Source organism: Gilliamella sp. B2785 (assembly GCF_026537005.1).
Taxonomy (GTDB): Bacteria; Pseudomonadota; Gammaproteobacteria; order Enterobacterales; family Orbaceae; genus Gilliamella; species Gilliamella apicola_E.
In genome coordinates, this window is the sequence record NZ_JAFNNC010000006.1 from 106,160 (window position 1) to 121,273 (window position 15,114).

The window sequence follows — 15,114 nt, forward strand, 5'->3', positions numbered from 1 at the left end:
TCATATAATGGCCTAAAAAATAAGAGGTAAAGATGAGTAAATTAAAAAATGAAGATAAGGCTTTTAAAATGGATTTTTCTTTAGTGAATGATACAGATGATAATGAAAATCGAATCAATAAAAGCACACATAGAGATTATATTGATTGCTTAATGGATTTCTCTTTAAATGGAATCAGTATAACTCCATACGATGGATGTTTTTACCAATATGAAGATAATAGACATGCTGTACTTCCTCTAGTATACCTTAGTCCTTTGAGTCCGAAAGGCCAATCTTCTTTATAGGTTAGTTATTTGAGTAAAAATTATGAGTAATAAAAATCTCACACAAGGTGGCCTGTTTTTTTTGTGTGCTTATTTAATGAAATTAATTAAATTTGTCAAAAACCAATATTTAGTTATAAAAGATTTACTCTAACAACGTTGAGGCGAATTGAAAGAATGTTAGAATATGTAAGAATTAAAATTATAACAAATTGAAAATCCGTCTACCTCGACTAGGGACTCGTCTCCATTAACGTCAATGTTTTAATTAATTAAAATTTCTGTAATAAAACTAAGTTGCTATAGATTAGTGGTAGAGATACCAACCTTAATCCAAAGTCTTTTAAAAATAATTTTATAATTCATTAAGTTAACAAAGTTCACTAATGGTTTTATGTAATATTTATTTATATCTTATTATTTAATATTGCTCGATAATCGGAACTTGCCATATTATTAATAAACTAAATTAAGCCGTTGCATTTTATTTTTATTAAATCTTTGTGGTTAGCACTTTTATCCATGGTTCCGATTTTTATTTTTAAAAGTTTACTTTATATCTTCAATGAAGATTTATCATTTATAATTCAAAATTGATTAACTTGCGATTTTTTTATTATTTTTATCAATAATTAGGATAATATAAATTATGAGTTATTTTAATTATCATGCTAAAGCCAAAAAATTGATAAAAGAGGGTTTTCTTACTCGATATGAGTTTGTCGATAATTGGAATGGCATCAAACCAGCACTAGTTTTATATTTTGAGAATTCAAATCCAATGCCGATAAGAGAATATCGCTGGCAAGAGTATTTGCCGCTTATTGAAGCTGGTGATGAATAATTTAATTATATTTGAAAATTTAAGGTTATTTATCGAGTTGTAGTGCAATATAAAGCAATACACGGTCATCAAATTTCGATAAATCTAATCCAGTCAGTTTAGCAATATTATTTAATCTATACTCAAGTGTATTGCGATGTATAAATAGATTTTTGGCAGTATTGCTATTGTGCAAGTTATTAAAAAACCAAGTTTCAAGCGTATTTTGCAATAAACCATTTGTATCAGATGCTTTTAATTTATTTAAAGGGGAAAGTAATTCTTCAGCTTGCCAATCTTGATTTAAACCATCTAATAAAACCGGTAAGATAAGATCTTGATAATAGTAGTTACGGTATTCTGGTAATCTTTTTTTACCGATTTCTAAAGCTGTTTTAGCTGTTTGATAAGATCTTGCTATTGTGTCGTTTCCCTGATGAAAATATTTTCCTAAAGATATTTTTATTGCAAATTGACTAAGTAATTTTGTATGGCTAACTAGTTTTTCTAGTTTTGCCTTATGTTCTGAAAAATCCCATCGGTTAAACTTATTTAAAGCAGGTAGTAATATAACAATTTCGGTTAGTGACTTTATGGCTACTAGTTTGGTTAGTGTTTCGAGTTCATTTCGGATTTGTTGTAACTCCTCCATTGCTGTTTGAATTCCCAGCTGACCACTCTCGATTTCAATAATAACAGCAACATAAGCTAACGATAAGTCAACATTTAATTTTCGACTCCATTCATTTATATTTGAAAGCGTTTTATCTGATTGAATTATTGATAATATAAACTCTTCTTTTAACCGATTTTCTTGAGATTGTTGATTGAATGATAAAGCTTGTTCCATCATCATCTCTGCTGTCATGCTCACAAGTTCAGCAAATTGGATTATTTGTGCGGGTTCACCTGTTATGCCAATAACGCCAACAATTTCTTTTTTTAGTTTTAGTGGAAAATTAACACCAGGTTTAACTCCTTTAAGCTTTTTTGCAGTTGGATTGTCAATGGTAACAACTCTGCCTTGTGATATAGCTAACACCGCACCTTCATGTAATTCGCCAATACGTTGTGTATCACCACTACCTATAATTTCACCATGATTGTTCATTATATTGACATTACAGTTGATGATTTTCATAGTTTTATCAACAATATATTGAGCAAGTATTGGTGAGATGCTTTGCGACTTCATAGCGATAAACCTTATATTATTAACAAGTTCTAATTCATAACTCATTGATTTTAATTTTATTACTATAACTTTTGTTGAGATCGTGTTAAAACTTTTTAATTATAGCAGACTTTAGGTCTGTTAATTTAATATTAAGATTTATCTATGTTTAATTAGATAATAATTGGGGAGTAAAGAATAGCCTCTTTATTTCCCCATGCTTTTGTTTGTTAGTGTCTAAAAGTGTTAAAGTTTAGTAATACTAATTAAGCGACCAATATTTTCACTGGTTCGTTCAATATTTTTGAATCCATCAGCCAATAAATCTTCAATCTTAGATAGAGATGGGATGATTCCAAAAATGGCATTAATTCCTTCTGGATAAAGTTCTTCGATGTTTTCACCAATCATTCCTGCTAATGCAATAACTGGAATATTGTGTTTTTTGGCAGTTTGTGCCACACCATAAGGCGTTTTTCCAAATTTGGTTTGAAAATCAATTCCACCTTCTCCTGTAAAACAAAAATCGGCACCAATTAATTGGTTTTCTAAATTACTATATTTGATAACAATATCGATGCCTTTTTCCATTTTACTATTGGTAAATGCCATTAATCCTGCCCCTAATCCGCCAGCAGCACCAGCACCAGGAATAGTCGCAACATCTTTATTTAACTGAGATTTTATGATTGATGCATAATGTTGTAAGTTCGCATCCAATTGTTCAACCATCTCAGGGGTTGCTCCCTTCTGTGGTCCAAATACTCTTGAAGCACCTTTTTCACCACAGAGTGGGTTGGTAACATCACTTGCAACAATAAATTCTACACTATCAAGTTGAGGATTTACTTCAGACATATCAATTCTAGCTAAATTGCCTAATGCTCCTCCACCTTTAGGGAGTAGTTGATTGTTTTTATCGTAAAGCTTTACGCCTAAGGCTTGTGCCATTCCGGCTCCACCATCATTTGTCGCGCTACCGCCAATACCTAAAATAATTTTTTTAATACCCTGTTTTAAGCAGGCAAGAATCAATTCACCTGTACCAAAGGTTGTGGTAATTAATGGATTACGTTGTTCTTTGGTAACAAGATGGATACCACTTGCTGAAGCCATTTCAATGACTGCTGTGGTGTTATCTCCTAGGATTCCATAATAGGCAGTCACTTTGTTACCAAGTGGACCAGTAACTTCACAAGCATGTAAAGTTCCATTAGTCGCATCGACTAGTGATTGTGTTGTACCTTCACCACCATCAGCCATTGGGACATGAATATATTTGGCATCAGGAAATACCTTTTTTAAACCTGACTCCATTGCTTGACACACTTCCTTTGCTGTTAAGCTTTCTTTAAATGAGTCAGGAGCAAGAACAAATGTTTTCTGTTTCATAAAAATTACTCTTAATATTACATAATAAATTGATAGAAAATAATGGCAATAATTGTCATTGTTCCACCAACCATCGCTTCATATGGAATCAATTTCATACGTTGTTTAATTGTCATATTCATACTACCGCCAGTTACATGAAAGTAATTCCCTTGCGGTAATGAATCAATAACTGTTGCACCAGTATGCATCATAACAGCTGCACTAAGAGCTGGTATTCCTAAATCTGTGATGGTTGAACCAAATGTACCTGTTGCTAAAATTACACCTGTTGAAGTTGATGCTGTAGCTGCTGCCATTAAGATACCTGAAATTGGTGATAAGTAATAACCAGAAATTCCCATTGAATCAATGATATTGATAACTTGAGCTGCTAGGTTTGATGAACCAATTAAACCTGCGATAGCACCAGCACCGACAAGAATAAGTACAGTTGGTGTCATTTTTTCAATCCCAGATTTGGTATACATTGCAATGTTACGATGTTGTCCCATTGCTAACATGCCGATGATCCCTGCTACAGGAAGCACATATAATGCATCAATCTTTAAATTAGCTAGTGCTTCAATATGGAAAATATTGCCTATAGGGCTAACCATTAATAGAAGGATTGCTGTTACAGGAGCAACGATTGCTTTGCCTAATGATGGATTTTTATTTTTCTGTTCAGCATCATTTTTTTGTAATGCAACGACTTCGTCGTTAGCAATTTTATCGCCTTTATTTTTTATCAATGAAGCGATAACGACAGTTGCAATTAAACCAAATAGAGCAGGAATAAAACCCGCTATCATCACATCACTTAAGCTTAAATTGAAGCCATTGGCAACAGCGATAGTATTTGGGTTAGGTGATATAATATTCCCAGCTTTACCACCACCAGAAAGTGCTAATAATAACGCTAATCGAGAAATGCCCATTTTATTACCAACAGATAAAGCAATAGGTGCAACTATTAATACAGCAACTGGAATAAATACGCCTGATGCAGTAATAATACCTGTAGCTAATGCTAAAGCGAGTAATGCTTTTTTCTCACCTAATTTTCTAACGACAGCTTGAGCAATAGTTTCCGCTGCGCCCGATTCCATCATTACCCCGGCTAGAATACCCGCAGCTAATACTCTAATCACAGTGCCCATGATACTTTGAGTACCAGTAGTTAAAATTGTGACAGTTTGTATTAGATTTGCTCCACCAATGAAAGCACCAATTATCGCACCAAAAAATAACGAATAGACTGGATTTATTCCACGTAATATAAGAAATATTGCAAGAAAAAGTCCTATTATAGCTCCATACCAACTAATGAGTTCAGTCATTTAAATTTTCCTCATGTTTCTATGACTATTAAAAAGTATTGCGCTAATTTTATTATCGAATTAGTTTGCTATCTATGTGGTTTTGCACAAATGTGAGCTATAAAAACAAAAAAATATTGGGCTTTATAATAGCGTTATGTGATCTTCGTCACAAAGTTAGTGCGTTTCACGCATCCAATTTTATAAAAATCTAGGTCAACAGCTCATATAAAATTAGGCGATAAGATTAGATTTGTGAAATTATTGTTTCTTATTGCGATTTTTTTGATCTTTATTGTAAATGCAATTAATTTGCCAATCCTATAGCTAAAGCGTAAAATGCCCATCCTATTTTGCTTAACCTATTACCTTATAGGGTAATACTGACTTGAAATCAGAGGCATTTTTTAATGACAAATTTATATTCAAAACCAGAATTACTTTCTCCTGCTGGTTCGCTTAAAAATATGCGATACGCTTTTGCCTATGGGGCAGATGCGGTTTATGCTGGTCAACCACGTTATAGTTTGCGTGTTCGAAATAATGAATTCAATCATGAAAATTTAGCGATTGGAATTAATGAAGCACATGCGCAAGGCAAAAAATTTTATGTAGTTGTAAATATAGCTCCTCACAATTCAAAGCTGAAAACCTTTATTCGAGATTTAGAGCCTATAGTAAATATGAAGCCTGATGCTTTTATCATGTCTGATCCTGGCTTAATTATGTTGGTACGTGAGCATTTTCCTGAAATGGAAATTCATTTGTCTGTACAATCAAACGCCGTTAACTGGGCTACGGTAAAATTTTGGCACAATATTGGATTAACCCGCGTTGTATTATCACGAGAGTTGTCTCTTGATGAAATAAAAGAAATTCGTGAAAAAGTACCCGAGATGGAACTTGAAGTTTTTATTCATGGTGCGCTTTGTATGGCTTATTCCGGACGATGCTTATTATCTGGTTATATTAACAAACGTGACTCTAACCAAGGAACTTGTACCAATGCTTGTCGTTGGGAATATAAAGTGTCCGAAGGTAAGGAGGACGAAGTAGGGCAGATAGTACATAAATATGAACCAATTCCTGTAAAGCAAATTGAACCGACTTTGGGCATTGGCACAACAACAGATCAAGTCTTTATGTTAGAAGAATCAGGTCGTCCTGGCGAATATATGCAAGCTTTTGAAGATGAACATGGAACTTATATCATGAATTCCAAAGATTTAAGAGCGGTTGAATTAGTTGAAGATTTGACGAAAATTGGCGTACATTCATTAAAAATTGAAGGGCGGACAAAATCCTTTTATTACTGCGCTAGAACCGCTCAGGTTTATCGTCAAGCTATTGATGCAGCGAGTGAAGGTAAGCCATTTGATCCTCGTTTATTAACTGAACTTGATTCACTCGCTCATCGAGGATACACCGAAGGCTTTTTGCGTCGTCATAAATATGAAGATATGCAGAACTATGTTCATAGCCATTCAGTGTCAGATAGACAACAGTTTGTTGGTGAGTTTAGTGGTCAACGTTTAAATGGATTAGCTGAAATTATTGTGAAAAATAAATTTTCAGTAGGTGATAGTGTTGAGATGATGACACCAAAAGGTAACACAACGTTCATTATTGAACGAATGGAAAATAAAAAAGGCCAACCTGTTCCTGCTGGACTCGGTGATGGCCATATTGTTTATATTCCGGTAGCTGAAGATATCGATTTAAATTATGCGCTTTTAATGCGTAATTTTGATTAGTCCATCTCTATTTAGCTAACTGTTTGAATTTATAAACAGTTAGCTAATATCATTATTGACGGATTAAATCTTCACCATAACCAATCCATTTATAAGTTGTTAATGCTTCTAGACCCATTGGTCCTCTGGCATGTAATTTTTGAGTACTGACAGCAACTTCGGCACCTAAACCAAATTGTGCGCCATCCGTAAATCGAGTTGATGCATTAACATAAACTGCAGCCGCATCAACTAGCTTAATGAATTGCTCTGCATTAAGTAGACTTCGAGTTAGAATGGCTTCTGAATGGCCACTTCCATATTCCCGAATATGTTCAACTGCTAATTCAAGTGAATCAACAATCACTATGTTCAGATCTTTGGAAAGCCACTCTTGTCTAAGTTCGTCATCTTCTACTGGAAATAGATTTGCTACACCTGAATTTAAAATTTTATAAGCATCAGGATCAGCATGTAATATGACGTGATTATCAGCCATAATTTGACTAAGTTTAGGCAGAAAAGTATTTGCAATTTCAGTATGTACGAGTAATGTTTCTACAGAGTTACATGTACTTGGTCGTTGAGTTTTCGCATTTAGAATGATTGAAAAAGCTGCGTCAAAATCTGCACTTTCATCGACAAAGATATGGCAAACTCCAATACCGCCAGTTATGACCGGAATGGTTGAATGTTCACGGCAAAGTTTATGTAGAGCCTCACCGCCTCGAGGAATAATCATATCCACATATTTATCAAGTTTGAGTAACTCAGTGATATATTTACGATCAGGATTATCGATTGATTGAATAGCAGTTTCAGGTAAGCCGGCTTGATTTAATGCTTGTTGAATAATGGATATGATAGCCGTATTAGTATTAACCGTTTCTTTTCCACCACGAAGTATCGCTGCATTACCTGTTTTTAAACAAAGAGCAGCAATATCTATAGTAACATTAGGGCGGGCTTCATATATTACACCAATTACACCTAGCGGAACTCGGTGACGTTGTAACTTTAATCCGTTCTCTAAAACTGACCCATCGATAGTTTGCCCAATAGGATCGGTTAAGGAGACAACTTTGCGAACATCATTAGCAATAGAGGATAGTCGCTCTGGCGTTAATAATAAACGATCAAGCATTGCTTCACTCAATCCTTGATTTTTTGCTATAGCAATATCTTTTTGATTCGCCTCTAAAATGCTTTGAGAGCTTTGCTCCAATAAATCAGCAATACTAATTAAAGCCTGATTTTTGATTTTAGTTGGGCATTGTGCTAATTGATATGAGGCTTGTTTTGCTAACTTTCCAATTTGGTTTATCATTGCTTAACCTTAATAGATTTTACTCACAACTGTGTTTGACAGAATACAGATTCTCTAAAAAATAATTTATCTAATGATATTATACATCCCACTCTAATTCTTATTTATAAAACTTATAGAATAAATAATAGAGTTAAAGAGGTATGAGCTGTCACCTTAAACAAATTTTGCTAATAGGAATCAATTTATTCCAACAATAATGTATTTTTCAGGCGATTGTCAAATATGAAGCTTAAAAGTAAGCTGAGATATGAAGGTATTTAATGTAAAAAAGAAACCAATATAGCCAGTAAACAAATCTATTATAAAGGCTGTAATATATAAGTTAATAATGTTCTCAAATTTGATCATCTATCGCCAATTTACACAATAGTTCTCAATGCTCATTAAGTAACTTTTAATTATGTTTTGCTAAAAAGCTGTAACCAATAGTTAAGTATTTAAATTAATGATTTATATCACTTAATAATAATTAATTTTAATTACAGCATTGGCAATGTATTATAAATTCATAAAATAAACTTTTGAATTAATAAAAAAAGGTATGGGTAAAGATACCTTTTTTGCATAAAGTTAAAATTTTATAGTTTATATTTCTTTATCTTTCAGAATGATATGTAACGTGCTTAAAAGTTTCTCTTTTTCCGCGTCTTCCATAACTGATAAAGGAATATTTACAGTGTATTGCTTGTTACTAATATTATTTATGTAATTGATGACAACTTTATTATATTTATAACTAACTGATGTGATTTCCTTAAAAAGTATGCTCACACTACTTCTTATTGGAGCAGCAGGTCGATAAGTTATAAAGTCTTCCCCAATTGAAATATAAACCAAATTGTATTGCCAAAAAACACGAATAATTATTAATATGGGCAATCCTATACTTATCTTTAGATTACCTGGTAAAGACAAAGACACGAAAAAGATAACTATACTTAATATAATTAAAAGTATGATGTGTCGTCGAGCATGAAAACATTTTATATTTTGAGAGTCCATTTTTATCCTTAAAATTAATATCCAATTTTTCTATAAATTACGTCTTTCTTCTAATGTTTTTTCATTAGCTTTGTTAATTATTTTTCTTCCACCAAAAATCCCTATTAAACCTAAAGGGATAAAGAGTATACTGCCAATAATAATTAAAGTACCTGCTAATTTTTGATTATTTTTGGCAAATAAAATGCCTAGGGTACTTATTAATGCAGATATTATGACTAACGGTAATAACATTTGATAAGCTGAGTTGTTTAGTGAATTCAAGTAAACAATTAATACACCTAACCAGTTGACTATTACGCCACCTATAGCTAGTTCCATTTAACCTCCTTATTATTTGATAATCATATCATTCCGATGTACGGCTACAGATCCATATTCATAGCCAATAATTTGACTAATTTCTTGTGAGTGATGTCCTGCTATTTGTTTTAGCGCATCACTATTATAACGGCTTACACCTCGTGCGATTTGTTTTCCTGATTTATCACAGATGTTTATTACTTCTCCCCGCGAAAAATCTTTTTCAACCGCTATAATTCCTTTTGGTAAGAGCGAACTACCATTATTCAAAATAGCATTTATAGCACCATCATCAACTAACACCTTTCCTGCATTAGGTGCACCATATAGCCAATGTTTACGATGCTCTAATGGGGTTTTCTGTGGTAAAAAACGCGTGCCTACCGATTGATTATTGACTGCATCAATAATCACATTTTCTTTATTCCCAGCTGCAATTATTACTTCTATTCCTGCACTACCTGCTACTTCAGCTGCTTGAATTTTTGTGCTCATACCACCGGTTCCCAGCCCTGAAACACTATCACCAGCTATGTTTCGTAAACTTTCATCAATATGAGAAACTTCTTTTATTAATTGAGCATTAGTATCAGATCTTGGGTCGGCAGTATATAATCCTTCAATATCTGTCAGTAATATGAGTTTATCTGCTTCTGCTAAAATTGCCGCTAGTGCTGATAGGTTATCATTATCACCCACTTTAATTTCGGCTGTAGCTACGGCGTCATTCTCATTGATGACAGGCACAATATGATTATCTAGCATCGCTTTTAGAACATCTTGTGCATTTAAAAAGCGTTCACGATCTTCTAAGTCAGCTCGTGTCAGTAACATTTGTCCAATAAAAATTTTATATATTGAAAACAGTTGTTCCCAAAGCTGGATAAGTTTACTTTGTCCAACAGAAGCAAGTAATTGTTTTGATGCAACAGTATTTGGAAGGTTAGGGAAGTTTAGATACTCTCGACCAGCAGCAATTGCTCCCGATGTAACTATAATAATTTTGTGACCAATTTGATGTAAATAAGAGCATTGCCGAATCAGTTCAACTATTCGAGCGCGATCTAACTGTTTAGTTCCACCAGTTAAAACACTGGTACCTAACTTAATAACGACAGTTTGCTTTTTTTTATTAGTCATAGCAATAATCTTATTTAAATCATCTCTTACAAAATAGATTCCATCCATTTAACTGATTGAGTTAAGGCATTTTGTAATCCTTTTTGTAATGGTGTTTTAGGAATAGTCACAATTTTGCATTGCTTTGAAGATTGAATTAATTTTGCTTCAGTTAAATTACTTAACTTATCATCTTCAAAGATGACATTCATAATTGGCACAGGACAAGAATGAGTTAATAATCCCTGATTTTTTAGAGAAAAGTAATTTAATTCAGCAGCTAACTGCTGATTTGAAACTGATGTTAAACCTAATCGACAAGCTAGCATATCCTTATAACAATTTGGTAGATTCTGTTGTAAGGTTTTATCAACAAATATTTGATGTACAAAAGGTGTAAAGTTGAAAAGTCCTTTTATTTTATTTGGCATTAAATAAGCAAGACGTGTAGCAATGTGTGAACCAAAACGGAATCCTGCCACAATTAGACGATTGCTATCAACCCAAGGTACTGTCGCTAGTTGTTCAATTATAGCTTGATGAATTTGGCTACTATTTTGTGTTAATACAAAATTTCGACTAAAGCCCACTGTTGGCAAATCTACTGTTAGCATTGCAAAACCTTGTGGCGCTAGGTATTCACTAAAGTAGCGATAATAGTCGATTTGTAAATTACCTAATGCATTACAGACTAACACGACAGGGCATACGCCATCACAGTTCTTAGGTAAATGTAAAATTGTTTTAACACTGCGATTTTCAACTTTAAATTCTATCTGTTTTGTCGTGTAAGGCGAAAACTCAAGTGCTTTTATATAAGATTGATATGCACAAGTTTGTGCATACATGGCAAGCTCATCATTTTTAAAATGAGGATAGCTAGCAATACTAGCAAATTCACTCGCAATTAAATAATCTTGATGTAAGTTATTTTTTGCTTCTTCAGATAAGTCAGATTGATCTATTGAATCCGCTTTAGCTTGCCATTTTGCAGCTTGATTTAAAAACTCATAAATCCAATTGCCAGGTTGATAACCAATAACCGAATCTAACCACTTTTCATTGGTATGACGTTTAGTCGAAATTGCGATTTGCGATAAAACTTCTTCGATTTCCAATTTCGGTAAGCCACGCCAAAACCATAGGATAGGATTAATGATTCGGTACCATTTTGAATCTACTTCACCATCAAATGGACTAATACTGCTACCATCGCTACTATCTAACCGATTGATTAGCGATGATGTTTCAGGATAATCATATTGTGGTTTAAATATCTTTTCAGAAAGGTTTTCAGTCATAGCAACCTTATTAAATTAATTATTAATGATCACTAAGTGGCTTAACAAACATAACGCCAGTATCCCATGGCTGTTCGATCCAAGTATCTTGAGCGATATCGACAACATAATCATCAACTAATGGTTTGCCAGCAGGTTTAGCAAAAATAGTTACAAAGTGAGCCTTTGGATACATTTCACGAATAGTATGAGCTGTGCTTCCGGTATCAACTAAATCGTCAACAACAATAAAGCCTTCGCCATCACCTTTCGCTTCTTTTAAAATTAGTTTTTCACGTTGATGATCGTGGTCATAACTTGAAATACAAACGGTATCGACATAACGAATGCTAAGTTCACGAGCTAGAATAGCCGCAGGAACTAAGCCTCCACGACTAACGGCAATGATGCCTTTCCATTGTTTGGCGGGTAATAATCTTTCAGAAAGTTGACGACCATAAGCTTGAAGCATTTCCCAAGTAACGTTGAATTTTTTCTTTTCAGCGATGAGCTCTGCTTTATGCTGTTTTTTGGCTTTGATTTCTTCTTCTGTTAAAGTTTGTTCTATTGACATGTGTAACCTGCAATTTTAATCGAATAAACGAATTTAATAAATTAATATTAATGAACTTGAAATAGATGTAAAATTGCACCTTATTATAGAGTGATTAGATAAAAAAAACCACTGATTAATTTGTTACCTAGCTAATACTGAGGATAAATTATGCTATCAACCCTAAATCCAAAATTTGTTTGGCAGATTTTTAATGATATTTGTAACATTCCCCATCCTTCTCATCATGAACAAATGATAACCAAATATATTGTCGATTTTGCAGCAACTCATCACATTGATTGTCAGCTTGATAAAGCTGGAAACATTTTATTGAGCAAAACCGCAACTAAAGGTATGGAAAATTGCCCATCTATTGCTTTACAAGCCCATATGGATATGGTTCCTCAAAAAAACGAAGGTACAGAGCATGATTTTCTAATCGATCCAATCCAAGCTTATATAGACGATGAATGGGTTAAAGCAAAAGGTACAACATTAGGTGCTGACAATGGTGTAGGGCTTGCATCTGCTCTAGCTGTATTAATTGATCCATCTGTCGAACACGGTCCTCTTGAAGTTTTAGTTACGACTTCTGAAGAGACTGGTATGCATGGTGCTTTTGGTCTTCAACCTAATTGGTTAAAAAGCCGTTATCTCATTAATACTGATTCTGAAGATGAAGGTGAGATATTTACTGGTTGTGCAGGCGGTATAGACTTCTCAATGAATTTTACAATTACATACGCGGTTATGCCGGAGATTCACGATTGCTATGTACAACTTTCTCTAAAAGGTTTGAAAGGTGGACATTCAGGTTGTGATATTCATCTTGGACGAGGGAATGCCATAAAATTAATGGCAAGATTGTTAGCTCAATACGCACAAGATATCTCATTTAGATTAGCTGACATTCGCGGCGGTTCATTACGTAATGCAATCCCTCGTGAAGCTTTTGTTGAATTAACTTTAAGCAAGCAAGATTTGCCTAAGTTAGAAGCAATTGTTAAACAATATCAATCTGTATTACAAAATGAATTTAGACAGATTGAACCAGATATTGAATTAACTTTAAAAGAAGTGAAAACGGATAAAGTCAAAAGAGTTATCGCGATTGATCAACAAAACAAAATCATCAATATTTTAAACACTGCGCCTAATGGTGTTGTCAGCATGAGCAAAGAGATCCATGGTGTGGTTGAAACTTCTTTAAATCTAGGCATTGTCAATATTAGTGACAATCAGTTAAGTGTAAACTTTTTAATTCGTTCTCAAGTTGATAGCGCGAAAGATGCAGTTGTTTCAACCTTAATATCATTAAGCCAATTAGTGAATGCCAATTATGAAATCAGTGGTGGTTATTCAGGTTGGGAACCTAATTTGAATTCTAGACTACTACAATTAGCTAAAGATAAGTACCTAGAGATTTTTTCAAAGCAAGCAAAAATTATGGTGATCCATGCTGGTTTAGAATGCGGTTTATTTAAACAGTCTTATCCATATATGGATATGATTTCAATTGGACCAACTATAGTTTCACCTCATTCACCTGATGAAAAAGTTAATATTCATAGTGTATATCGTTATTGGGAACTATTAATTGCGATCTTAAAATCAGCTTGTTATTTGAAATAAAAATTACGGTTCCTCCTTTTGATTGATTAGAGAGGAGGAATCATCCGACTTATTAGCTTTACTAAAGATCGACTAATTTGAAAATAAATTCACTAAAAGTGAATAAAAATGCATTTTATGCTTGCTTTGTTTTTTCAGAAAGCCTACTATACTACCAAAAAAAACTTAGTGATAGATAAGGAAAGGTATGTTAAAAGCAATAGTTGTCGGAGCAAGTGGTTATGCAGGCGCAAAACTTGCATATTATTTAACAAAGCATCCAAATATTGAGTTAGTCGCATTAACCGTATCTGAAAATAGTCGTGATGGTGGAAAGTTAATCTCGGACTATGATTTATATCCTCAATTGAAAGGTGTAGTTGATCTCCCCTTAATTGCAACCGCCGACTATTCATCTCTCATTCATGATGTTGATATTGTTTTTTTAGCAACAGAACATTTAGTTAGTCACGATATCGCACCTTATTTTTTAGACAAAGGATGCACAGTATTCGACTTATCTGGCGCATTTCGTGTCAATTCATCCTCTTTTTATACTCAATTTTATGGTTTTGAGCATCAACATAAACAGTGGCTTGAGAAGGCCGTTTATGGATTAGCTGAATGGAATTATGAGGCTATAAAACAAGCTCAGTTGATTGCAGTTCCTGGCTGTTATCCAACAGCATCCCAACTGCCATTAAAACCGTTAATTGAAGAAGATTTGTTAGACAAAAGTCAATGGCCTATTATCAATGCTGTAAGTGGTGTAAGTGGCGCTGGACGAAAACCTTCGACTAACAATTTATTTTGTGAAGTGAGTTTACATGCTTATGGCTTATTTACACATCGTCATCAACCTGAAATTGCAACACACTTAGGCCAAGAAGTTATCTTTACGCCTCACCTAGGATGTTTCAAACAAGGCATTCATGCCACTATTACCTGTATGGTAAAGAAAGGCGTAACATCTGATGATATTCGTAACGCATTAAATAAATATTATCAAAATAAACCGTTAATTAGGGTTTACCAAAAACATTGGCCAGCATTAAAATCAGTAATAGATCTGCCATATTGCGATATTGGTTTTGTACTAAAAGGGCAACATCTGATTTTAATTTCAGTTGAAGATAATTTATTAAAAGGTGCAGCAGCACAAGCGGTACAGTGTATGAATATTCGATTTGGCTTTGATGAAACTACAGCCTTATTATAAATACT

The 15,114-nt window shown here is 33.7% G+C and carries 13 protein-coding genes; 5 read left to right on the forward strand and 8 right to left on the reverse strand.

Features of this window, described 5'->3' with window-relative positions; translation table 11 throughout:
* Positions 1-32: 32 nt before the first annotated feature.
* Positions 33-287, forward strand: coding sequence for a hypothetical protein (locus tag J3U24_RS08235; protein WP_267337601.1), 255 nt, complete (start codon positions 33-35; stop codon positions 285-287).
* A 628-nt stretch (positions 288-915) separates the two neighbouring features.
* Positions 916-1,110 (forward strand): thermostable hemolysin delta-VPH, encoded by a 195-nt coding sequence (locus J3U24_RS08240; RefSeq protein ID WP_065734052.1) that lies wholly within the window; start codon positions 916-918, stop codon positions 1,108-1,110.
* A gap of 25 nt (positions 1,111-1,135) precedes the next feature.
* Here J3U24_RS08240 and J3U24_RS08245 read toward each other — a convergent pair whose 3' ends face one another.
* From J3U24_RS08245 to J3U24_RS08255, 3 genes are all read right to left on the reverse strand, one after another.
* A complete protein-coding gene (locus J3U24_RS08245) occupies positions 1,136-2,284 on the reverse strand; it encodes a sugar diacid recognition domain-containing protein (protein WP_267346992.1) in 1,149 nt (382 codons plus the stop codon).
* Positions 2,285-2,509: 225 nt separating this feature from the next.
* Positions 2,510-3,655 carry a glycerate kinase gene (locus J3U24_RS08250; RefSeq protein WP_065734054.1) on the reverse strand — a complete coding sequence of 382 codons (1,146 nt, stop codon included), beginning with the start codon at positions 3,653-3,655 and terminating at the stop codon, positions 2,510-2,512.
* A gap of 17 nt (positions 3,656-3,672) precedes the next feature.
* Complete coding sequence (locus tag J3U24_RS08255) at positions 3,673-4,977, reverse strand: GntP family permease (RefSeq protein ID WP_065734055.1); 1,305 nt, start codon at positions 4,975-4,977, stop codon at positions 3,673-3,675.
* Between the two features lie 389 nt (positions 4,978-5,366).
* Between J3U24_RS08255 and yegQ the strand changes: the two genes are divergently transcribed.
* Positions 5,367-6,710: a tRNA 5-hydroxyuridine modification protein YegQ gene (yegQ, locus tag J3U24_RS08260; RefSeq protein WP_267337599.1), complete on the forward strand. Its 1,344-nt coding sequence runs from the start codon at positions 5,367-5,369 to the stop codon at positions 6,708-6,710.
* Positions 6,711-6,762: 52 nt separating this feature from the next.
* On the opposite strand, the gene proA is transcribed toward yegQ, so the two are convergent.
* The 5 genes from proA to gpt all read right to left on the reverse strand — a co-directional run bounded on the left by proA (position 6,763) and on the right by gpt (position 12,297).
* On the reverse strand, positions 6,763-8,016 hold the full coding sequence (gene proA, locus J3U24_RS08265) for a glutamate-5-semialdehyde dehydrogenase (RefSeq protein WP_065734057.1): 1,254 nt from the start codon (positions 8,014-8,016) through the stop codon (positions 6,763-6,765).
* A gap of 1,035 nt (positions 8,017-9,051) precedes the next feature.
* The gene (locus J3U24_RS08270; RefSeq protein ID WP_065734059.1) at positions 9,052-9,342 is read right to left on the reverse strand and encodes a hypothetical protein; all 291 of its coding nucleotides are present in this window, start codon (positions 9,340-9,342) and stop codon (positions 9,052-9,054) included.
* A gap of 12 nt (positions 9,343-9,354) precedes the next feature.
* Positions 9,355-10,464, reverse strand: a complete 1,110-nt coding sequence (gene proB / locus J3U24_RS08275) for a glutamate 5-kinase (RefSeq protein ID WP_065563543.1) — start codon at positions 10,462-10,464, stop codon at positions 9,355-9,357.
* A gap of 26 nt (positions 10,465-10,490) precedes the next feature.
* Positions 10,491-11,744, reverse strand: coding sequence for an alpha/beta hydrolase (locus J3U24_RS08280; RefSeq protein ID WP_267330761.1), 1,254 nt, complete (start codon positions 11,742-11,744; stop codon positions 10,491-10,493).
* A gap of 22 nt (positions 11,745-11,766) precedes the next feature.
* Positions 11,767-12,297: a xanthine phosphoribosyltransferase gene (gpt, locus tag J3U24_RS08285; protein ID WP_081299561.1), complete on the reverse strand. Its 531-nt coding sequence runs from the start codon at positions 12,295-12,297 to the stop codon at positions 11,767-11,769.
* 150 nt (positions 12,298-12,447) lie between these two features.
* On the opposite strand from gpt, the gene J3U24_RS08290 reads away from it, so the two are divergent.
* Positions 12,448-13,911 (forward strand): aminoacyl-histidine dipeptidase, encoded by a 1,464-nt coding sequence (locus J3U24_RS08290; protein WP_267337597.1) that lies wholly within the window; start codon positions 12,448-12,450, stop codon positions 13,909-13,911.
* Between the two features lie 187 nt (positions 13,912-14,098).
* A complete protein-coding gene (argC, locus tag J3U24_RS08295) occupies positions 14,099-15,109 on the forward strand; it encodes an N-acetyl-gamma-glutamyl-phosphate reductase (protein ID WP_267337596.1) in 1,011 nt (336 codons plus the stop codon).
* The last annotated feature ends 5 nt before the right edge of the window (positions 15,110-15,114 follow it).

Bases quoted from the DNA above. Each gene is read 5' to 3' on its own strand.
- J3U24_RS08270 (WP_065734059.1), bottom strand. From the start codon at position 9,342: ATGGAACTAGCTATAGGTGGCGTAATAGTCAACTGGTTAGGTGTATTA.
- yegQ (WP_267337599.1), top strand. From the start codon at position 5,367: ATGACAAATTTATATTCAAAACCAGAATTACTTTCTCCTGCTGGTTCG.
- proB (WP_065563543.1), bottom strand. From the start codon at position 10,464: ATGACTAATAAAAAAAAGCAAACTGTCGTTATTAAGTTAGGTACCAGT.
- J3U24_RS08235 (WP_267337601.1), top strand. From the start codon at position 33: ATGAGTAAATTAAAAAATGAAGATAAGGCTTTTAAAATGGATTTTTCT.
- J3U24_RS08280 (WP_267330761.1), bottom strand. From the start codon at position 11,744: ATGACTGAAAACCTTTCTGAAAAGATATTTAAACCACAATATGATTAT.
- J3U24_RS08245 (WP_267346992.1), bottom strand. From the start codon at position 2,284: ATGAAGTCGCAAAGCATCTCACCAATACTTGCTCAATATATTGTTGAT.
- J3U24_RS08250 (WP_065734054.1), bottom strand. From the start codon at position 3,655: ATGAAACAGAAAACATTTGTTCTTGCTCCTGACTCATTTAAAGAAAGC.
- J3U24_RS08255 (WP_065734055.1), bottom strand. From the start codon at position 4,977: ATGACTGAACTCATTAGTTGGTATGGAGCTATAATAGGACTTTTTCTT.
- argC (WP_267337596.1), top strand. From the start codon at position 14,099: ATGTTAAAAGCAATAGTTGTCGGAGCAAGTGGTTATGCAGGCGCAAAA.
- J3U24_RS08240 (WP_065734052.1), top strand. From the start codon at position 916: ATGAGTTATTTTAATTATCATGCTAAAGCCAAAAAATTGATAAAAGAG.
- J3U24_RS08290 (WP_267337597.1), top strand. From the start codon at position 12,448: ATGCTATCAACCCTAAATCCAAAATTTGTTTGGCAGATTTTTAATGAT.
- gpt (WP_081299561.1), bottom strand. From the start codon at position 12,297: ATGTCAATAGAACAAACTTTAACAGAAGAAGAAATCAAAGCCAAAAAA.
- proA (WP_065734057.1), bottom strand. From the start codon at position 8,016: ATGATAAACCAAATTGGAAAGTTAGCAAAACAAGCCTCATATCAATTA.